This window comes from Pseudomonas sp. FW300-N2F2, assembly GCF_017351655.1.
GTDB classification, from domain to species: Bacteria; Pseudomonadota; Gammaproteobacteria; order Pseudomonadales; family Pseudomonadaceae; genus Aquipseudomonas; species Aquipseudomonas fluorescens_AA.
Window position 1 is genome coordinate 530,032 of record NZ_JACNDQ010000001.1, and the last position, 19,553, is coordinate 549,584.

Annotated in this window: 18 protein-coding genes; 12 read left to right on the forward strand and 6 right to left on the reverse strand. The window is 60.8% G+C overall.

Features of this window, described 5'->3' with window-relative positions; translation table 11 throughout:
• Positions 1–258: 258 nt before the first annotated feature.
• On the reverse strand, positions 259–1,815 hold the full coding sequence (norR, locus tag J4E63_RS02500; protein ID WP_207281010.1) for a nitric oxide reductase transcriptional regulator NorR: 1,557 nt from the start codon (positions 1,813–1,815) through the stop codon (positions 259–261).
• Positions 1,816–1,968: 153 nt separating this feature from the next.
• On the opposite strand from norR, the gene hmpA reads away from it, so the two are divergent.
• The 7 genes from hmpA (at position 1,969) to cyoE (ending at position 10,138) form a co-directional block, all read left to right on the forward strand.
• Positions 1,969–3,150: an NO-inducible flavohemoprotein gene (gene hmpA / locus J4E63_RS02505; RefSeq protein ID WP_207281011.1), complete on the forward strand. Its 1,182-nt coding sequence runs from the start codon at positions 1,969–1,971 to the stop codon at positions 3,148–3,150.
• Between the two features lie 857 nt (positions 3,151–4,007).
• Entirely contained in the window at positions 4,008–4,517 is a 510-nt protein-coding gene (locus J4E63_RS02510) for a disulfide bond formation protein B (RefSeq protein WP_060740730.1), read from the forward strand.
• Between the two features lie 774 nt (positions 4,518–5,291).
• Positions 5,292–6,239 (forward strand): ubiquinol oxidase subunit II, encoded by a 948-nt coding sequence (gene cyoA, locus J4E63_RS02515; RefSeq protein ID WP_207281012.1) that lies wholly within the window; start codon positions 5,292–5,294, stop codon positions 6,237–6,239.
• A 3-nt stretch (positions 6,240–6,242) separates the two neighbouring features.
• On the forward strand, positions 6,243–8,273 hold the full coding sequence (gene cyoB, locus J4E63_RS02520) for a cytochrome o ubiquinol oxidase subunit I (protein ID WP_192262164.1): 2,031 nt from the start codon (positions 6,243–6,245) through the stop codon (positions 8,271–8,273).
• A gap of 3 nt (positions 8,274–8,276) precedes the next feature.
• A complete protein-coding gene (locus J4E63_RS02525; protein ID WP_103308305.1) occupies positions 8,277–8,903 on the forward strand; it encodes a cytochrome o ubiquinol oxidase subunit III in 627 nt (208 codons plus the stop codon).
• On the forward strand, positions 8,904–9,239 hold the full coding sequence (cyoD, locus tag J4E63_RS02530; protein ID WP_025211927.1) for a cytochrome o ubiquinol oxidase subunit IV: 336 nt from the start codon (positions 8,904–8,906) through the stop codon (positions 9,237–9,239).
• Between the two features lie 11 nt (positions 9,240–9,250).
• Entirely contained in the window at positions 9,251–10,138 is an 888-nt protein-coding gene (cyoE, locus tag J4E63_RS02535; protein WP_003178131.1) for a heme o synthase, read from the forward strand.
• 160 nt (positions 10,139–10,298) lie between these two features.
• On the opposite strand, the gene J4E63_RS02540 is transcribed toward cyoE, so the two are convergent.
• From J4E63_RS02540 to J4E63_RS02555, 4 genes are all read right to left on the reverse strand, one after another.
• Positions 10,299–11,000, reverse strand: coding sequence for a hypothetical protein (locus tag J4E63_RS02540; protein ID WP_060740735.1), 702 nt, complete (start codon positions 10,998–11,000; stop codon positions 10,299–10,301).
• A gap of 91 nt (positions 11,001–11,091) precedes the next feature.
• Positions 11,092–11,235, reverse strand: coding sequence for a DUF72 domain-containing protein (locus tag J4E63_RS02545; protein WP_146042603.1), 144 nt, complete (start codon positions 11,233–11,235; stop codon positions 11,092–11,094).
• A complete protein-coding gene (locus J4E63_RS02550) occupies positions 11,232–12,245 on the reverse strand; it encodes a sensor domain-containing diguanylate cyclase (protein WP_207281013.1) in 1,014 nt (337 codons plus the stop codon). Before J4E63_RS02550 ends, J4E63_RS02545 begins: the two co-directional genes overlap by 4 nt.
• 194 nt (positions 12,246–12,439) lie before the next feature.
• Positions 12,440–13,357 (reverse strand): LysR family transcriptional regulator, encoded by a 918-nt coding sequence (locus tag J4E63_RS02555; protein WP_207281014.1) that lies wholly within the window; start codon positions 13,355–13,357, stop codon positions 12,440–12,442.
• Positions 13,358–13,455: 98 nt separating this feature from the next.
• Here J4E63_RS02555 and J4E63_RS02560 point away from each other — a divergent pair, with 98 nt between their 5' ends.
• Together J4E63_RS02560 and J4E63_RS02565 are read left to right on the forward strand one after the other, a co-directional pair.
• A complete protein-coding gene (locus J4E63_RS02560; protein ID WP_207281015.1) occupies positions 13,456–14,631 on the forward strand; it encodes an aspartate aminotransferase family protein in 1,176 nt (391 codons plus the stop codon).
• 150 nt (positions 14,632–14,781) lie between these two features.
• On the forward strand, positions 14,782–15,519 hold the full coding sequence (locus tag J4E63_RS02565; protein ID WP_063324469.1) for an OmpA family protein: 738 nt from the start codon (positions 14,782–14,784) through the stop codon (positions 15,517–15,519).
• 231 nt (positions 15,520–15,750) lie between these two features.
• Here the strand turns inward: J4E63_RS02565 and J4E63_RS02570 are convergent, their stop codons facing one another.
• Complete coding sequence (locus J4E63_RS02570; protein ID WP_003205372.1) at positions 15,751–16,188, reverse strand: YhcB family protein; 438 nt, start codon at positions 16,186–16,188, stop codon at positions 15,751–15,753.
• A gap of 147 nt (positions 16,189–16,335) precedes the next feature.
• Here J4E63_RS02570 and J4E63_RS02575 point away from each other — a divergent pair, with 147 nt between their 5' ends.
• The 3 genes from J4E63_RS02575 (at position 16,336) to zapE (ending at position 19,542) form a co-directional block, all read left to right on the forward strand.
• A complete protein-coding gene (locus J4E63_RS02575; protein WP_207282439.1) occupies positions 16,336–16,965 on the forward strand; it encodes an alpha/beta hydrolase in 630 nt (209 codons plus the stop codon).
• Positions 16,966–16,989: 24 nt separating this feature from the next.
• Entirely contained in the window at positions 16,990–18,345 is a 1,356-nt protein-coding gene (locus J4E63_RS02580; protein WP_207281016.1) for a tryptophan--tRNA ligase, read from the forward strand.
• 102 nt (positions 18,346–18,447) lie between these two features.
• Positions 18,448–19,542, forward strand: coding sequence for a cell division protein ZapE (gene zapE / locus J4E63_RS02585; RefSeq protein ID WP_207281017.1), 1,095 nt, complete (start codon positions 18,448–18,450; stop codon positions 19,540–19,542).
• The last annotated feature ends 11 nt before the right edge of the window (positions 19,543–19,553 follow it).

The window sequence follows — 19,553 nt, forward strand, 5'->3', positions numbered from 1 at the left end:
TGGGGCGAGCATAGCGATCGCCAGAACAGCTTGTGATATCGGGTTATCGACTTGTCGGGGGCAGGCTTTAGGACGAAAGCTGTCGACAACAGGGATCGTTGTAACAAGATCCCTGTGGTGGGGCGTTTTTGTGGCGAGGGAGCTTGCTCCCGCTCGAGCGCGCAGCGGTCGCCCGATCAACATCGCGCCGCAGCCGATAGGGAGTGCTTCGCACTCCAGCGGGAGCAAGCTCCCTCGCCACGGGAAGCGCACGGTCGATCACTTCAGCCCCAACCGCCGGGCCATCCGCCCCAGGTTCGCCCGATCCAGGCCCAGCTCCCGGGCGGCGCTGGCCCAGTTGTGCTGGTGCCGCTCCAGGCAGGCGGCGATCAGATTGCGTTGGAATTCGTCCACCGCTTCGCGCATGTCTCCCGTCACGCCCACCTGGGCCGGTGCCGGGCCGGTGGACAATGGGGCAGGGTTATCCACAGGGGCTTGGGGCAAATCCAGGTCCTGGGCGCTGAGGCTGAGGATTTTCGGGCGCGTCGGGCAGCGGCCCAAGGCCTTCAGGGCACTGCGGCCAATCAGGTGTTCCAGTTCGCGTACGTTGCCCGGCCAGTCGTAGGCCACCAGTGCGGCCTGGGCGTCGTTGGTCAGGCGCAGGCTGCCCAGGCCCATGCGTGAACGATTCTGTTCCAGGAAGAAGCCGCTGAGCAGCAGTACGTCCCGTCCGCGCTCACGCAGCGCCGGTACCTGCAATGGATACACACTCAAGCGGTGGTAGAAATCGGCCCGATAACGGCCGTTGCGCACTTCTTCGGCGAGGTCGCGATTGGTGGCCGCGATCAGGCGCACATCGACCCGGTGCTCCTTGTCCGAACCCAGGCGCTGCAGTTGGCCGCTTTGCAACACCCGCAGCAACTTGGCCTGGACAGTCAGGGACAACTCACCCACCTCATCGAGGAACAAGGTGCCGCCGTCGGCCAGTTCGAATTTGCCGCGCCGGTCGTTCGTCGCCCCGGTGAAGGCGCCCCGTACGTGGCCGAAGAGTTCACTTTCCACCAGCGTATCCGGCAGGGCGGCGCAGTTGAGGCTGATGAGCGGCTGCCCGGCGCGTTTCGACGCGGCATGGATGGCCTGGGCGACCAGTTCCTTGCCCACACCGGTTTCGCCCGTGATCAATACGGTCAGGTCGCTGCCGCCCACCAGCGCGATCTCTTCCACCAGGCGCTTGTGGGCCTTGCTCTGGCCGACCATGTCGCGATGTTGCTGGCCGCTGGCCTGGCGATAGACCTCGGCGCGGCGGTGCTCATCCTCGGCCTTCAAGGCCAGGCGCTCGATGCGTTCGGCGGCGCTGACCGTGGCGGCGGCGAGGCTGGCGAAGGCTTGCAGGGCGCTCAGGTCGATGGGTTCGAAGCGTTCCGGGTCCAGGGAATCCAGGGTGAGCAGGCCCCAGGGGCGCTCGTCGACGAACAGCGGACAACCCATGCAGTCATGAACTTCCAAGTGCTCGGCCAGCCCCTCGACCAGCCCGTCGTACGGATCGGGCAGGCCGCTGTCGGCGGCGAAGCGGGTGGGCTGCGGGTTCGCTAGCAGCGCTTCGAAGCGTGGGTGTTCGCTGACCCGGAAGCGTCGGCCCAGTGTATCGGTGCTCAAACCGTCCACCGCCAGGGGCACGAGGCAGTCTCCGTCCAGGCGTAGCAGCGCGGCTGCGTCACAGGGCAGCAGCGCGCGCAGGGCGCCCAGCAAGCGGCGATAGCGCTCGCCTTCAGGCAGTTCGCGGGACAGGTCTGCCACCAGGGGCAGCAAGGCTGTAAGTAGAGAGGTTGCAGTCATAAGGACTCCATGTAGTCCAAAAGACTCTAAATCGTTCTGTGTCTTTATGACTACTTTTTGTTTAACTGATTGAAAAATAAAGAAATAAATTATGGCACGGAAACTGATAGTAGAGCCGTAGTTGTTATTCAAGTCCTTGCATGGAGTCACCTTATGCTCAGCCAAGAAGAACGCGCCATCATTCGCTCCACCGTGCCATTGCTTGAAAGCGGTGGTGAAGCGCTGATCACTCACTTCTATCGCATGATGCTGTCCGAATACCCGCAAGTGCGCCCTCTGTTCAATCAGGCTCACCAGGCCAGTGGCGATCAACCCCGTGCGCTGGCCAACGGCGTGTTGATGTATGCGCGGCACATTGACCAGCTCGACCAGTTGGGCGACCTGGTGGCGAAAATCGTCAACAAGCACGTTGCCTTGCAGATCCTGCCGGAACATTACCCGGTTGTCGGTGCGTGCCTGCTGCGAGCCATTGCTGAGGTATTGGGCGCAGAGATCGCCACGCCCGAGGTGATTGCGGCGTGGGGCGCTGCCTATAACCAATTGGCCGATATCCTGATCGGTGCCGAAGCCGGCATGTACGACAAGAAGGCCGAGGCGCCGGGCGGCTGGCGTGGCGAGCGTGAGTTCATCCTGGCGGCCAAGGTCCAGGAAAGCTCGGAGATCACCTCGTTCTACTTCGAACCGGCGGACAAGGGCCCGATCCTGGTGGCCGAGCCGGGCCAGTACATCGGCATGAAGCTCATCCTCGATGGCGAGGAAGTGCGCCGTAACTATTCGCTGTCGGCCCTGGCGGACAATGGCCAGTATCGGATCAGCGTCAAGCGCGAGCCAGGTGGGCGAGTGTCCAACTACTTGCATCATCATTTCGACGTTGGCAGCCGTATCCAGTTGTTCCCGCCGTCCGGGGATTTCTACCTGACCGCCAGCGACAAGCCGCTGGTGCTGATCAGCGGCGGCGTCGGTATCACACCGACCCTGGCCATGTTGCAGGCGGTACTGCAAACCGAGCGGCCGGTGCATTTCATCCACTGTGCACGCAATGGCCGCGCCCATGCCTTCCGCGACTGGATCGACGACTTGGCCAGGCGGCATCCGCAACTCAAGCGCTTCTACTGCTACGACGAAGACGACGGCTTCAGTCCGGCGGCGGATAAGGTGGGGCTGCTGAGCCAGGAGCAATTGGCGCAATGGCTGCCGGAGCAGCGTGACCTGGACGCCTATTTCCTTGGGCCGAAGGGTTTCATGGGCGCCGTCAAGCGCCACCTCAAGGCCCTGGGCGTGCCGGACCGGCAGAGCCGCTACGAATTCTTCGGCCCGGCGGCGGCGCTGGAGTAAGGTCGCGGCGAACCGGGAGACCGGGTTGCCTTCATCGCGAGCAAGCTCGCTCCCACAAGGGATTAGCGGCGGACACAACGCCTGTGAGCACCGCAAAAAAACTGTGGGAGCGAGCTTGCTCGCGATGGCATTGGCACATTCAACATCAATGCAAGCTGACCCTCCGCTATCGCGAGCAAGCTCGCTCCCACAAGGGATTAGCGGCGGACACAACGCCTGTGAGCACCGCAAAAAAACTGTGGGAGCGAGCTTGCTCGCGATGGCATTGGCACATTCAACATCAATGCAAGCTGACCCTCCGCTATCGCGAGCAAGCTCGCTCCCACAAGGGATTAGCGGCGGACACAACGCCTGTGAGCACCGCAAAAAAACTGTGGGAGCGAGCTTGCTCGCGATGGCATTGGCACATTCAACATCAATGCAAGCTGACCCTCCGCTATCGCGAGCAAGCTCGCTCCCACAAGGGATTAGCGGCGGACACAACGCCTGTGAACACCGCAAAAAAACTGTGGGAGCGAGCTCGCTCGCGATGGCATTGGCACATTCAACAGCAATGCAAGCTGACCCTCCGCTATCGCGAGCAAGTTCGCTCCCACAAGGGATTAGCGCTGGACACAATTCCTGTGAACACCGCAAAAAACTGTGGGAGCGAGCCTGCTCGCGATGGCGGCAGCAGGCCCATCCCTGTCCAACTGCCAGAATTAATCCCCGCTTAACCTTCTTGCGGTCTATTCCCTCCAATGTCGACGCTCGCTGCTCGTTCACTGTCATGGTCAGCGTGTAGACTTCGATACATCCGATCGCGCGCCGGGTGTCGCGAGGCTGCGCGTCGATCCATGCAGACAAAGGGAAACGCAATGAGTGAGGAAATGATGCGGCTAGGCCGTGAGCGGCGCTATCTGGTGCTGCTGGGGCTGATCTGCCTGGCGCTGATCGGCGGTGCGCTGTACATGCAGGTGGCCCTCGGCGAGGCACCGTGCCCGCTGTGTATCTTGCAACGCTATGCGCTGTTGCTGATCGCGATCTTCGCTTTCATCGGCGCTGCCATGCGCACCCGCCGCAGCCTGACGATCTTCGAAGGCCTGGTGGTGCTCTGTGCCCTGGCCGGTGCCGGTGTGGCGGGGCATCACGTATATACCCAGTTCTTCCCCGCGGTCAGTTGCGGTATCGACGTATTGCAACCGATTGTCGATGACCTGCCGCTGGCGAAGATCTTCCCGCTGGGTTTCCAGGTCGATGGCTTTTGCTCCACCCCCTACCCGCCGATCCTGGGCCTGTCCCTGGCGCAATGGGCGCTGGTGGCCTTCGTGTTGACGGTGGTGCTGGTGCCGTTGCTGGTGTCGCGTAACCGCAAACCGCTTCGCTGAAACGCCTCGATGAAACGCCCCGGTTCTCTCCTGGAGAGCCGGGGCGTTTTACGTTTCACGCTCAAGACGGAGCGTCCTTGATCCGAGGCAAGAATGACCTGCGGCAATGTGCGACACGTTGTCACATATCTTGCGGCGCTCAGCCTTTGCGAGAGAGATAACGCACGCTTTCCTGTAACAAAAAAATGTCTGGTTTCGCAACTGGCGTATCGCCTGCAGCAGGCATTTTTAACAGCGACGCGTCAGGCGCCGTAGGCCCCAAAAACTGGGCGCTTGCCGGGCAAAAAACCTCTTGATGATCCTCTCGAGCTGTCTAAATCGGGCGTAGTAGACCTACGTTTTTTGGGGTTCTTGTTGAGAATGAATTTCGATAACATGCTGGCCCGTTGCAATATCGGCAAGAGATTGTTGCCGGATCGGATAAAAATTATTTCGGGATGAGACATGGTCTACAGCGCGTCACCTCACTACAATCGCCCGCACCGATTTTCCGACCCGGCTCAGGCTTGAGCACGAGAGTGGTCGAAGGGCGCCAGCGCCCCATGCGACCCCAGGTGTCGGTGCCTCCAACTACCCGCACCAAATGGAATTGGGCTTGAACTAGGCCTTTTGACCAACGAATAAGAACTCACTGCTGGCCCGGGATGTGTCGAACAGCCGCTGACGTTCGATGGGCAGCCCTTATTCAATCCAAGAAATGCCAACCCTTGGCAGGGTGAAGTGTTGGCGATCAAAACCCAACTGCATTGCGCAAGCTGCTTTAGAGGTCGTGAGATGAGTAAAAACAGGTACCCCCGATTACTAGGCTTGTTGCCGCTGCTCGGCACGTTGCTGCTGGGAGGCTGCAACATGACCTTGCTCGATCCCAAGGGCCAGGTCGGCCTGGATGAACGAAACCTGATCATCACCGCCACACTGCTGATGTTGCTGGTCGTCGTGCCGGTCATCGTCATGACCTTCCTGTTCGCCTGGAAGTACCGCGCAACCAACACCAAGGCCACGTACACGCCGAAATGGTCGCATTCGACCAAGATCGAAGTGGCGGTGTGGACGATTCCAGTGCTGATCATCATTGCCCTGGGTTACATCACCTACAAGTCGACCCACGCCCTGGACCCGTATCGTCCGCTGGATTCGGACGTCAAGCCGATCACCATTGAAGTGGTTTCGATGGACTGGAAATGGCTGTTCATCTATCCGGAACAAGGCATCGCCACCGTCAACAAGATCGTGTTCCCGGCCCACACGCCGATCAACTTCAAGGTCACCTCCGACACCGTGATGAACTCGTTCTTCATCCCGGGCCTGGGCGGCCAGATCTACGCGATGGCGGGCATGCAGACCAAGCTGCACCTGATCGCCAACCAGAACGCCGAACTCGACGGTATCTCCGCCAACTACAGCGGCGCGGGTTTCACCGGCATGAAGTTCAAAGCGACCGCCACCACCCAGGAAGAATTCGACGCCTGGGTCAACGAAGTGAAGAAGGCACCTAAACAGCTTGAAAAAGCTGAATACGAAGCCCTTTCCAAGCCGAGCCAGAACAACCCAGTCGAACTCTACTCGTCAGTCACGCCGAACCTGTTCCAGACCATCATCGACAAGTATGAAGGGATGAATCCGGGCAAGCCGATGCACCACGAGAAGAACGAGAAGGAAGTGGCTCACAACATGGAAGGGATGGACATGAGCTCGCATTCAGCTGCCGGGGCAGAGGAGTAAACGATGTTTGGTAAATTAAGTTGGGAAGCGATCCCGTTCCACGAGCCGATTGTCATGGTGACCCTCGCCATCATCGCGCTCGGTGGTCTGGCATTGTTTGCAGGCATCACTTACTTCAAGAAGTGGACCTACCTGTGGACCGAGTGGCTGACATCGGTCGACCACAAGAAAATCGGCGTGATGTACATCATCGTCGCCATGATCATGCTGCTGCGCGGTTTTGCCGACGCCATCATGATGCGTACCCAGTTGGCCATGGCCACCGAGGGTTCGCCTGGCTACCTGCCGCCTGAACACTATGACCAGATCTTCACCGCCCACGGTGTGATCATGATCATCTTCATGGCGATGCCGTTCTTCACCGGCCTGATGAACCTTGCAGTGCCGCTGCAGATCGGCGCCCGTGACGTGGCCTATCCGTTCCTGAACTCCCTGAGCTTCTGGCTGCTGGTGTCCGGCGTGGTGCTGATCAACCTGTCCCTGGGCGTTGGCGAATTCGCCAAGACCGGCTGGGTGGCCTATCCGCCGCTGTCGGGCTTGCAATACAGTCCGGGCGTGGGGATGGATTACTACATCTGGGCGCTACAGCTTTCCGGATTGGGGACAACGCTGACGGGGGTCAACTTCCTCGCCACCGTACTGAAGATGCGTACGCCAGGCATGAAGCTGATGGACATGCCGATCTTCACCTGGACCTGCACCTGGGCCAACGTCCTGATCGTCGCTTCCTTCCCGATCCTGACCGCTACCCTGGCTTTGCTGACGCTTGACCGCTACATGGATTTCCACATTTTCACCAATGAACTGGGTGGAAATCCGATGATGTACGTCAACCTGTTCTGGGCCTGGGGTCACCCCGAGGTGTACATCCTGATCCTGCCGGCGTTCGGGATTTTCTCCGAAGTCATCTCGACCTTCTCCGGCAAGAAGCTGTTTGGCCACCACTCGATGATCTACGCTTCCGGCGCGATCTCGGTACTGGGCTTCATGGTCTGGCTGCACCACTTCTTCACCATGGGTTCGGGTGCCAGCGTCAACGCCTTCTTCGGTCTGGCGACGATGCTGATCTCGATCCCGACGGGTGTGAAGCTGTTCAACTGGCTGTTCACCATCTACCAAGGCCGCCTGCGTTTCACCAGCCACGTGCTGTGGACACTGGGCTTCATGGTGACCTTCGCCATCGGCGGCATGACCGGTGTACTGCTGGCCATTCCGGGTGCTGACTTCGTCCTGCACAACAGCCTGTTCGTGATCGCGCATTTCCATAACGTGATCATCGGCGGCGCCGTGTTCGGCTACATCGCCGGCTTTGCGTTCTACTTCCCGAAAGCGTTCGGCTTCAAGCTGCACGAAGGTTGGGGCAAGGCTGCGTTCTGGTTCTGGATCTCCGGCTTCTTTGTCGCGTTCATGCCGCTCTATGCACTGGGCTTCATGGGTATGACCCGTCGCCTGAACGCCACCACCAACCCTGAGTGGGTGCCGTACCTGTACGTCGCCATGTTCGGTGCGGTGATGATTGCCGTCGGTATCGCCTGCCAACTGATCCAGTTGTATGTCAGCGTGCGCGATCGCAACAAGCCAGAGAACATGTGCGAACACGGTGATCCGTGGAATGCCCATACCCTGGAATGGTCGACTTCTTCGCCACCGCCGTTCTACAACTTTGCCGTGCTGCCGAAAGCCGACACCATCGACCCGTTCACCGAAGCCAAGGAAGCCGGCACCGCGTACCAGGCTCCGGCCAAGTACGAGCCGATCCACATGCCCAACAACACCGCCACTGGTGTGGTCATGGGCGCGCTGTTGACCGTGTTCGGTTTCGCGATGATCTGGCACATCTGGTGGCTGGCTATCGCCAGCCTGGTCGGCACCGTGGTGTATTTCGTGATCCATGCCGCCCGTGACGATCAGGGCTACATGGTGCCGGTGGATGTCATCGAACGCATCGAAGCCGAGCAGCACAAGCGCCTGGTAGCGGCCGGGAAAGTCCCCGCCACCGCCACCCGTGTTGAAACCTCGTTGGAACAGGCTTAAACCATGTCGAACTTAGTGACCAATGTTGGACACGCCCATGGTCATGACCATGGGCACGATGACCATCACCACGACTCGGGCGAGATGACCGTATTCGGTTTCTGGCTCTACCTGATGACCGACTGCATTCTGTTTGCGTCGATCTTCGCGGTATACGCGGTGCTGGTTAACAACGTCGCCGGTGGCCCGTCGGGCCACGACATCTTCGAACTGCCGTACGTACTGGGCGAAACCGCTCTGCTGCTGTTCAGCTCGATCACCTACGGCTTCGCCATGCTGGCGTTGTTCAAGGGCAAGAAAAACCAGGTCCTGGGCTGGCTGGCCATGACCTTCCTGTTCGGTGCCGGCTTTATTGCCATGGAGATCAACGAGTTCCACATCCTGATCGCCGAAGGCTACGGTCCTAGCCGCAGTGGCTTCCTGTCCGGGTTCTTCACCCTGGTCGGCACCCACGGTCTGCACGTGACCAGCGGCCTGATCTGGATGGCGATCATGATGTATCAGGTCCAGAAAAACGGCCTGACCGCCACCAACAAGACGCGCCTGAGCTGCCTGAGCCTGTTCTGGCACTTCCTGGACGTGGTGTGGATCTGCGTATTCACCGTTGTTTATCTGATGGGGACCCTGTAAATGGCTAACGCACATTCCCATGATGGCCATGACGCCGGCCACGGCAGCGTCAAGTCCTACGCCATCGGTTTCATCCTGTCGGTGATCCTGACCGTCATCCCGTTCGGCCTGGTGATGTACCCGACACTGCCCAAGAGCCTGACCCTGTGGATCATCCTGATCTTCGCCGTGGTCCAGGTATTGGTGCATCTGGTGTACTTCCTGCACCTGGACCGCTCCGCCGCCCAACGTAACAACGTGGTCGCGTTTGTCTTTGCCGCGATCGTGATTGTCCTGCTGGTTGGCCTGTCGTTGTGGATCATGTTCAGCATCCACACCAACATGATGGCGCACTGAGGAAAGTCCGGATGTCCCTGAAGCACTTTATCCAAATCACCAAGCCGGGGATCATTTTCGGTAACGTGCTTTCTGTGGCAGGCGGTTTTTTCCTGGCCTCGAAAGGGCATGTCGATCTGGCCATCTTCCTGGCGGCGATGATCGGCACTTCCCTGGTGGTGGCGTCCGGTTGCGTGTTCAACAACTGCATCGACCGCGACATCGACATCAAGATGGAACGCACCAAGAATCGCGCGCTGGTCCAAGGCCTGATTCCGGTGCAGCTGGCCCTGGCATTCGCCACGGTGCTGGGCGTGGCCGGCGTGGCGCTGTTGTACTGGGTCGCCAACCCGTTGGCGGCGCTGTTCGCGGTGATCGGTTTTGTCATCTACGTCGGCCTCTACAGCCTGTACCTCAAGCGCAAGTCGGTCCACGGCACGCTGGTGGGCAGCCTGTCGGGGGCGATGCCGCCGGTGATCGGTTACGTGGCGGTAAGCAACAGCTTCGACATGGCGGCGCTGACGCTGCTGGTGATGTTCAGCCTGTGGCAGATGCCGCACTCCTACGCCATCGCGATCTTCCGCTTCAACGACTACCTGGCGGCCTCGATTCCGGTGCTGCCGGTCAAGCGCGGCATCCGCGTGGCCAAGAAGCACATCCTGCTCTACATCCTGGCCTTCCTCGTGGCGACCTTGATGCTGACCTTCAGCGGCTACGCCGGCATGAGCTACCTCGCCGTCGCCGCCGCCATGGGCATGTACTGGCTGTACATGGCCTGGACCGGCTACAAGGCGGTGGATGACACGGTCTGGGCACGCAAGCTGTTCGTGTTCTCGATCTTCACCATCACCGCCCTGAGCGTCATGATGTCCCTGGACTTCAAAGTGCCGAGTGAGCTGTTGCTGACGTACGCGCCTTAAGCTTCAGATGCTGCAAAAAAAGCCCCGCCTTCGAGAGAAGCGCGGGGCTTTTTCATGGACGTTGCGGGCTGTCGATGTTCCTGTGGGAGCGAGCTTGCTCGCGATAGCGTGCCGGCTTCATCGCGAGCAAGCTCGCTCCCACAGCGGCCTCGGGTGAGGCTTATTGCTGGGCGATGCTGTAGCCGTCGAAGGCTTTCTGCTGTTGCAACGCAGTGACGATGCCTTTGCGGGTGGCCGGTTGTTCGGTGCCGTCATTGTCCAGGAAGGTTTCGCTTTCCAACTCGGCTTCGTCACCTTCGCCTACGAAGTTGAAGCCCAGGAACTCGAAGGCTTCGCGGTCGACGTTCGGCTTGGAGCGTGGTGTGCGCAGGGGCAGGGTGACGCTGATGCCGTCCTTGCTGATGACAAACACTTCGGCTTCCTTCTTGCGCGAGGCCTTGCCCTTGCTGCCGCTTGGATTGCTGATGGCCTGGTGGGTCTGGTTCAGTACTTTCAGGGCCAGGCCGTAGACCAGTTCCTGGAACGATGGGTCGTCCTTGTAGCTGGAGAGGATGCGGCTGATCGGGAAGCGGCTGCTCAGGTCTTCCAGGGCCGCGAAGTCGGCGGCTTCGGCGTCCTTGAGCTGTTTGAGCTGGCCCATCAGTTCGTAGGCCTTGTCGTCGTCGAAGGCATCGTGGGCCTGACGGATGGCGTTGCGCAGTTCGCGGATCTGGTCGCTTTCGCGGTTCGACTGGAACGCATCGAGGACCATTTCGCTGATGGTTTTGGCCTGGGGCAGATGCTGTGAAAGATTGATGGAGTTTTCGTATTCCGCTTTGGACGACAGGGTGACTACGGATTCAGCGGTGTTGGAATCGGACATTGAAATTTCACTACTTCTGTTAGCGGGATGAGGCGAGAAAGGCATTGAGCTTTTTTCCGGTCGCCTAATCTATTGGACCCGAGCGGTGTTGTCACGGTCGGACCGGCAGCAACTGACCATTTGTTGCCGGTGACGGCTTTGCGTCTTGCATCAGGCCCATCAAGCGCAACGCGTCGGCGGTCGCGGCGCCACTGGCGGTGTTGTCGAAGATGCACCAGGTCGGGGTACCGTTCATTCGCAAATCACATTCTTGCCCGCCATCTTGGAGCGATACAGCGCCTGGTCCGCCCGGTGCAGCAACGCCGAGTGCTGTTCATCCTCCAAGCGCTGCACTACGCCAAAACTCATGGTGATCTGGAAGTCGCCCACCGGCAGCAGGTCGGACAGGCCACGACGAATGCTTTCCGCCAGCAGGCGGGCGTCGGCCAGGGCGGTGTTGGGCAAGATCATGATGAATTCGTCGCCGCCCCAGCGCACCAGCAAGTCACTGCCGCGCTCGCAGCGCTTGACGCTCTGCACCACTTGCACCAGCGCTGCGTCACCGAAGGCGTGGCCGTAGCGATCGTTGATGTCCTTGAAGTCATCGACGTCCATGGCGATCAGCGACAACGGCTCGCGGAAACGCTGTGCGCGCTCACAGGCCAGCGGCAGTGCCTGGTCCAGGCGATAACGGTTGGCGACCCGCGTCAGGGCATCGGTTTCGGCAAGCCTGCGGTTCTCGTCGAGTTGGAGCTGCAACTGATGGTTGACCCTCGACAGCTCGCGGGTGCGTTCTTCGATGATGGCTTCCAAGGATTTGTTACGCCGTTCCAATTGTTCGAACAGGCGCTTCTTGTCGTCGATACTGCGATGGGCGCCGATCATGCGGGCCACCGTGCCGTCCGGGTTGCGGGCGATCACGTAGCCGCGATCCTCGATCCAGATGTAGGACCCATCGCACGTGCGGCAACGGTACTCGGCCTGGTAGCGGTGGGATCGTTGTTCCAGGTAGTCGTCGAACAACGCCATGACCCGTGGGTAATCCTCCGGGTGGATCACGCTTTCCCAGGTCAGCACGGTGTTATCCAGTGAATGAGGCAGGTAGCCAAGCATCGTGTACCAGCCGGGGTTGCGGTAGACGAAGCCGGTGTTGGCATTCCAGTCCCAGATGCCATCGCTGACCAGTTCCAGGATGGTGTGCAGTACGCCTTCGTCCAGATCGGACAGGTCGAACCGCAGCATGTCGATGTTCGAGGCGTCTCCCATCGTCGTTTCCTCGTCGGCCTTGATATCAAAATGCTCGTCCAAGGAGGAAGAGTAGCTGATGGGGCGCGGGGTCACTAGCGGGGGGCGATGTCCTGTAGGAGCTGCCGAAGGCTGCGATCTTTCGGGCTTTCGCTCGGGACTCAAGCGTCTGGGGAAAGATCGCAGCCTCGTTGCATTCGTCAGCTCCTGCGTCGTCATTCGGGTTGGGCTTGGGGTTTACCCCATTTCTCCAGCGCGAACTCGACAAAACTGCGCAGTTTCGGCAAGCGGTAGCGATCCTGCGCGTACATCAGGCTCATCGGCCGATGGGGCAATTGGTAGCCCTGCAGCAACGCCACCAAGTGCCCCTCCTTCAGGTCCTGGGCCACCAGGGCATCGGGCAGCATCACCACGCCCATCCCGGCCAGGGCGGCGCGATGCAGGCCCGAGGAGCTGTTGATCAGCATCGGTCCGTTCACCGGGACCTTGATCTCACCGTCCGGCCCGTTGATGGGCCAGTGATCCTGGGCGAAGCGCCATTCGTCTGCTGCCGAATAGGCAAACGACAGGCAGTCGTGTCGTTGCAGGTCCGCCGGTTGTTCCGGCGTGCCGCGCCGGGCCAGGTAAGCGGGGGAGGCACAGATGGTCAGGGTGTAGTCCAGCAACGGACGGGCAATCAGTTTCGGGTCGGGATGGCCGAGGCGGATGGCAACGTCGAAGCCATGGTCGAGCAGGTCCAGGCGCTGGTTGGTCAGCACCACGTCGAGCTTGACCTGGGCGAAGCGCTGGCTGAATTCGGCCAGCGCCGACGAAAGGCGTTCGGTACCGAAGGTCAGCGGTGCGGTGATGCGCAGGGTACCGGTGGGCTCGCCTTGGGTCTGTTCGGCCAGGCGTTCGGAGTCGGCCACCAGCCCCAGTACTTCCAGGCAGCGCTGGTAGTAGGCCGAGCCGAATTCTGTCAGGCGCTGGCGCCGCGTCGTACGGTTGATCAGGCGTACGCCGAGGCGTTGCTCCAAGGCACGAAGATGATTGCCCACCATGGTGGTGGACATTTCGCACGCCTGGGCCGCTGCCGTCAGGCTTCCGGTTTCTACCACCTTCACGTAAACGGTCATTGCCTGAAACAGGTCCATTATCAAGCTCAGCTTTTAAATGATTGAAGTAAAGCAGCGTTTATCCAGCCTTGGTGGCTAACCATACTGGAAAAAACCACCCGATGGAGCTTGATGCCATGACCGCTGCCTGCCTGATGACCACTTACCAACCCCTGGCGCTGAATTTCACCCATGGCTTGGGGACGCGCCTGTGGGACCAGGACGGTCGCGAATACCTCGATGCGGTGGCGGGCGTGGCGGTGACCAATGTCGGCCATTCCCACCCGCGGCTGGTGGCCGCCATCAGCGACCAGGCCGGCCTGCTGTTGCACACCTCCAATCTGTACAGCATCGATTGGCAGCAACGCCTGGCGCAAAAGCTCACCCAACTGTCGGGGATGGAGCGGGCGTTTTTCAATAACTCAGGCGCCGAGGCCAACGAAACCGCGCTGAAGCTGGCGCGCCTCTACGGCTGGCACAAGGGCATCGAGCAGCCCTTGGTGGTGGTCATGGACAACGCGTTCCATGGACGCACCTTGGGCACCATGTCAGCCAGTGATGGTCCGTCCGTACGGCTGGGCTACAACCGGTTGCCGGGGGACTTCCTCAAGGTACCGTTCGGCGATCTCGCGGCGCTGGAACAGATTCAACAGGCTCACGCCGAGCGCATCGTCGCGGTGCTGGTGGAGCCGATCCAGGGTGAGAGCGGTGTGCAACTCGCTCCACCGGGGTACCTCAAGGCCTTGCGGCAGTTGTGCAGTCGGCGCGCCTGGCTGTTGATGCTCGACGAGATCCAGACCGGCATCGGGCGCACCGGCCAATGGTTCGCGTTCCAGCACGAGGGCATCGTGCCGGATGTCATGACCCTGGCCAAAGGCCTGGGCAACGGTGTGCCCATCGGTGCCTGCCTGGCACGGGGCAAGGCTGCCGAGCTGTTTACCCCAGGCAGCCATGGCAGTACGTTCGGCGGCAATCCGCTGGCCTGCCGGGTCGGTTGCACGGTGTTGGACATCATCGAGGAACAAGCGCTGGTGGATAACGCCAGGCACCAGGGCGAACAATTGCTGAGTCGGCTGCGGACCGAGCTGGCGGACAACCCGAATGTCTTGGCGATTCGCGGCCAGGGCTTGATGATCGGCATCGAACTCAAGCAACCGGTCCGCGACCTGACCCTTCGCGCCGCCCGGGACCACGGCCTGCTGATCAATGTCACCCGGGGCCAGACCATCCGCCTGCTGCCGCCGCTGACGATCGATGGGCGGGAAGTGGAAATGATCGTCAGGGGCGTGAGCCGCTGCCTGGCGCAGGGCTGAGGCAACCGGCCCAGACGACGGTTTTTTCTGAAGCGGCCGGGCGAAGCGCAACGCAGCGGGACGGAATTTTTAACGATTGCCGCGTTCCAACGCCTGCCAGAGTCGATTGCCTACGCCCTGGCACTCAGACTGAAAAACCAGGAGCATTCCATGTTCACCTCGCGTCGCTTGATCGTTGTCGCTACTGCTGTGGCCTTGTTGTCCGGCTGTGCGTCGCCTAACCCCTATGACAACCAGGGCCAGGCCTCTACCGAATCGTCGGGCATGAGCAAAACCGCCAAGTACGGCGGCCTCGGTGCACTGGCGGGGGCGTTGGCCGGTGCGGCCATCGGTCACGATAACCGGGGCAAGGGTGCGTTGATCGGTGCGGCGGTGGTGGGGGCTTCCGCGGCCGGCTACGGTTACTACGCCGACCAGCAGGAAAAGAAACTGCGCGCCAGCATGGCCAATACCGGTGTTGAAGTGCAGCGCCAGGGCGACCAGATCAAGCTGATCATGCCGGGCAACATCACCTTCGCCACCGACTCGGCGAATATCGCGTCCAGCTTCTACCAGCCGCTGAACAACCTGGCCAACTCCCTCAAGGAGTTCAACCAGAACCAGATCGAGATCGTCGGTTACACCGACAGCACCGGCAGCCGCCAGCACAACATGGACCTGTCCCAGCGCCGTGCCCAGAGCGTGGCGACCTACCTGACGTCCCAGGGCGTGAGCGGTGCCAACCTCTCGGCCCGTGGCGCCGGCCCGGACAACCCGGTGGCCAGCAACGCCGACGTCAATGGCCGCGCGCAAAACCGTCGTGTCGAGGTCAACCTCAAGGCCATTCCTGGCCAGCAATATCAGGAGGCGCCGCAGCAGCAGGGGCAGACTTACCAACAGTACCCATGATCGCTGGGCGGTAAATGAAACGGGGGCTCTGGAAACAGGGCCCCCGTTTTTTTTGGCTGGCGCCACCCCTGTGGGAGCGAGCTTGCTCGCGATAGCGGTCTGCCTGAGCCGGTGATGTGGGATGTGCCGCCATCATCGCGAGCAAGCTCGCTCCCACAGGGGATTTTCCTGGACTAAAAAAAAGCCCGCCCGATCATGTGATCGGGCGGGCTTCTGGGTGTCGCTCGCAAATTACTTCTTCAAACCGTAATGCTCATCGAGCATGCCGGGCGAATTCGGGGCCTTGGGGGCGTAGTCCCGCGGCGGTTCCTGGATCCCTTTTGGTGGGGTCAGGCGTTCCCGTGGAGTCTGTGCCGCATCGGCTTGCAGGGCGGCCAGCAGGCGCTGGCGAGTCTGCTCGTCCAGGGCCAGGCGATTGGCACCCTCGGACAAATGATCCTGGACATCCTGGTAGCTCTGGGTGAGTTTTTTCACCAGAGAAGCGGTGCTGTTGAAGTGGGTGACCACTTCATTCTGATAACTGTCGAAACGTTCCTGAATGTCGTCCAGCTGACGTTGCGTGCTGTTGGGCACCGCATTGGGCAGCAGTCGGGCAAGCAGGAATCCAATGGCGACACCGGCAACCAGGGCAAGAGTCGGCAACAACCAAACTAAGAGCGAGTGTTCCACGAGTCCTTCCTCTATAAACGGCTTTGCTTTACGTTAACGGCTCGGACCTGCGCTGTATACCGCGAAGAACATCGCAATCATGCCAGGCACAGACTTTAGCTAGACGAGTCGACCCAATTCGAGGTCACGGAGTTCTTTCCCTTGCTTATGCGCGAAACCCCTGTCGTCATCGATGGCCCCGTGGGCCAACTGGAAGCCTTGTACCTGGACAGCGAGGCCCCCCGTGGCCTGGCGCTGATCTGCCACCCGAACCCGGTGCAGGGCGGGACCATGCTCAACAAAGTGGTCTCGACCCTGCAACGCACTGCCCGCGATGCTGGGCTCGTTACGTTGCGTTTCAATTATCGTGGCGTGGGTGCCAGTGCCGGCACCCATGACATGGGCACCGGCGAAGTGGATGACGCCCAGGCTGTCGCCCAATGGTTGCGTGAAAAATACCCGCAATTGCCCCTGACCCTGTTCGGTTTTTCCTTCGGCGGCTTTGTCGCCGCCAGCCTGGGCGGGCGCCTGGAAGCCCAGGGGCAACCGGTCAAGCACCTGTTCATGGTGGCCCCGGCGGTGATGCGCCTGGACGCGCGATCGCCCTTGCCGACCGGTGGCGAGTTGACCGTGATCCAGCCGGAAACCGACGAAGTGGTCGATCCGCAGCTGGTTTACGAATGGTCCGACACGCTCCAACGCCCCCATGAGCTGCTGAAAGTGGCAGAATGCGGACACTTTTTTCATGGCAAGCTGACCGATCTCAAGGATCTGATCCTGCCGCGCCTCTCGAATTGATAGCAGTCTGACAAGCGATAACCCATGACGACGCGTACCCGTATCCTGACCGGCATCACCACCACCGGCACCCCGCACCTGGGCAACTATGCCGGCGCCATCCGTCCGGCGATTCTCGCCAGCCGCGACAGCAACGCCGATTCGTTCTACTTCCTGGCCGACTACCACGCCCTGATCAAGTGCGATGACCCGCTGCGTATCCAGCGTTCGCGCCTGGAGATCGCCGCCACTTGGCTGGCCGGCGGCCTGGACGTGGACCGCGTGACGTTCTATCGCCAGTCCGATATTCCCGAGATCCCGGAACTGACCTGGCTGCTGACCTGCGTCGCGGCCAAGGGCCTGCTCAACCGTGCCCACGCCTACAAGGCTTCGGTGGACAAGAATGTCGAGGCCGGTGAAGACCCGGACGCCGGTGTCACCATGGGCCTCTACAGCTACCCGATCCTCATGGCCGCCGACATCCTGATGTTCAACGCCCACAAGGTCCCGGTCGGCCGTGACCAGATCCAGCACGTGGAAATGGCCCGTGACATCGGCCAGCGCTTCAATCACCTGTTCGGCCAGGGCAAGGAGTTCTTCACCATGCCCGAGGCGCTGATCGAAGAAAGCGTGGCCACGTTGCCGGGCCTCGATGGCCGCAAGATGTCCAAGAGCTACGACAACACCATCCCGTTGTTCAGCAGCGCCAAGGACATGAAGGACGCGATCTCGCGGATCGTCACCGACTCCCGTGCCCCGGGCGAAGCCAAGGATCCGGACAATTCGCACCTGTTCACCCTGTTCCAGGCCTTCGCCACTGCCGAACAGTCCGCCGAGTTCCGCAGCGAACTGCTGCAAGGCCTGGGTTGGGGCGAAGCCAAGAACCGCCTGTTCCAGTTGCTCGACCGCGAGCTGGGTGAAGCGCGCGAGCGCTATTACCAGTTCATCGAACGTCCATCGGACCTTGAAGACATCCTGCAACTGGGCGCGAGCAAGGCCCGGGCCGTGGCAACACCGTTCCTCAACGAACTGCGCGAGGCCGTTGGCCTGCGTTCGTTCGTCAGCCAGGTCCAGGTGGCAACCCAGGCCAAAAAGAAAGCGGCCAAGGCCGCACGTTTCGTCAGCTTCCGCGAGGATGACGGCAGTTTCCGTTTCCGCCTGCTTTCTGCCGATGGCGAGCAACTGTTGCTCTCGAACAATTTTGCCGACGGCAAGACCGCAGGGCAGGTGACCAAGCAATTGCAATCCGGCCAACCCTTGGACGTACGCAGCGACGACCTGGGTTTCAGTGTCTGGCTCGACGGTGAGTGCGTGGCGAACAGCCCGGCCTTCGCCGACAGCGCCGCCCGGGATACGGCCATCGATACGCTGCGCGTTGCCCTGACGCCTGCCCAGGACTGATTCAGGCGCGCTACCCGACCATCGGCCCGAATAAGGGCCGATTGCCATTCCTCTGGGCCATCGCTACAGTGACGGCCCGTTTTTGTTGCCTTGCTAACGAATATGACGCCCCTAGAACGATATCAAGCTGATCTGAAACGCCCGGAGTTCTTCCACGACGCAGCCCAGGAAACGGCGGTGCGGCATTTGCAGCGCCTGTACGACGACCTGGTCGCGGCCTCGAACAACAAGCCGGGCCTGTTGGGCAAACTGTTCGGCAAAAAAGACCAGGCGCCGGTCAAGGGCCTGTATTTCTGGGGCGGCGTTGGCCGTGGCAAGACCTACCTGGTGGACACCTTCTTCGAAGCGCTGCCGTTCAAGGAAAAGACACGCACGCACTTCCACCGCTTCATGAAGCGCGTGCACGAGGAAATGAAGACCCTGGGGGGTGAGAAGAACCCGCTGACCATCATCGCCAAGCGTTTTGCCGACGAGACCCGGGTGATCTGCTTCGATGAGTTCTTCGTTTCCGACATCACCGACGCCATGATCCTGGGCACCTTGATGGAAGAGCTGTTCAAGAATGGCGTGACCCTGGTCGCCACCTCGAACATCGTGCCGGACGGCCTGTACAAGGACGGTCTGCAGCGGGCGCGGTTCCTGCCGGCCATCGCGCTGATCAAGGAGCACACCGAAATCGTCAACGTCGACAGCGGCGTCGACTACCGCCTGCGTCACCTCGAGCAAGCGGAGTTGTTCCACTTTCCGCTGGATGCCGCTGCTGAAGAAAGCCTGCGCAAGAGCTTCCGCGCCCTGACGCCGGAATGCACCCAGGCGCTGGAAAACGATGTGCTGATCATCGAAAACCGCGAGATCCGCGCCATCCGCACCTGTGACGACGTGGCCTGGTTCGACTTCCGCGAACTGTGCGACGGCCCGCGCAGCCAGAACGACTACATCGAACTGGGCAAGATCTTCCACGCCGTGTTGCTCAGTGGCGTCGAGCAGATGAGCGTCACCACCGACGACATCGCCCGTCGCTTCATCAACATGGTCGACGAGTTCTACGACCGTAACGTGAAGCTGATCATTTCGGCCGAAGTCGAACTCAAGGACCTCTACACCGGCGGTCGCCTGACCTTCGAATTCCAGCGGACCTTGAGTCGTTTGCTTGAGATGCAATCCCACGAATTCCTGTCGCGAGCGCATAAGCCGTAGGGCGATTCGCA

Excerpts from the sequence above, each read along its gene's own strand:
- J4E63_RS02525 (WP_103308305.1), top strand. The coding sequence starts at position 8,277 with ATGTCGAACTTAGTGACCAATGTTGGACACGCCCATGGTCATGACCAT.
- J4E63_RS02580 (WP_207281016.1), top strand. The coding sequence starts at position 16,990 with ATGACGACGCGTACCCGTATCCTGACCGGCATCACCACCACCGGCACC.
- cyoE (WP_003178131.1), top strand. The coding sequence starts at position 9,251 with ATGTCCCTGAAGCACTTTATCCAAATCACCAAGCCGGGGATCATTTTC.
- J4E63_RS02545 (WP_146042603.1), bottom strand. The coding sequence starts at position 11,235 with ATGAACGGTACCCCGACCTGGTGCATCTTCGACAACACCGCCAGTGGC.
- hmpA (WP_207281011.1), top strand. The coding sequence starts at position 1,969 with ATGCTCAGCCAAGAAGAACGCGCCATCATTCGCTCCACCGTGCCATTG.
- cyoA (WP_207281012.1), top strand. The coding sequence starts at position 5,292 with ATGAGTAAAAACAGGTACCCCCGATTACTAGGCTTGTTGCCGCTGCTC.
- cyoD (WP_025211927.1), top strand. The coding sequence starts at position 8,904 with ATGGCTAACGCACATTCCCATGATGGCCATGACGCCGGCCACGGCAGC.
- J4E63_RS02560 (WP_207281015.1), top strand. The coding sequence starts at position 13,456 with ATGACCGCTGCCTGCCTGATGACCACTTACCAACCCCTGGCGCTGAAT.
- J4E63_RS02550 (WP_207281013.1), bottom strand. The coding sequence starts at position 12,245 with ATGGGAGACGCCTCGAACATCGACATGCTGCGGTTCGACCTGTCCGAT.
- J4E63_RS02555 (WP_207281014.1), bottom strand. The coding sequence starts at position 13,357 with ATGGACCTGTTTCAGGCAATGACCGTTTACGTGAAGGTGGTAGAAACC.
- J4E63_RS02540 (WP_060740735.1), bottom strand. The coding sequence starts at position 11,000 with ATGTCCGATTCCAACACCGCTGAATCCGTAGTCACCCTGTCGTCCAAA.
- J4E63_RS02510 (WP_060740730.1), top strand. The coding sequence starts at position 4,008 with ATGAGTGAGGAAATGATGCGGCTAGGCCGTGAGCGGCGCTATCTGGTG.
- J4E63_RS02575 (WP_207282439.1), top strand. The coding sequence starts at position 16,336 with ATGCGCGAAACCCCTGTCGTCATCGATGGCCCCGTGGGCCAACTGGAA.
- cyoB (WP_192262164.1), top strand. The coding sequence starts at position 6,243 with ATGTTTGGTAAATTAAGTTGGGAAGCGATCCCGTTCCACGAGCCGATT.
- zapE (WP_207281017.1), top strand. The coding sequence starts at position 18,448 with ATGACGCCCCTAGAACGATATCAAGCTGATCTGAAACGCCCGGAGTTC.
- norR (WP_207281010.1), bottom strand. The coding sequence starts at position 1,815 with ATGACTGCAACCTCTCTACTTACAGCCTTGCTGCCCCTGGTGGCAGAC.
- J4E63_RS02565 (WP_063324469.1), top strand. The coding sequence starts at position 14,782 with ATGTTCACCTCGCGTCGCTTGATCGTTGTCGCTACTGCTGTGGCCTTG.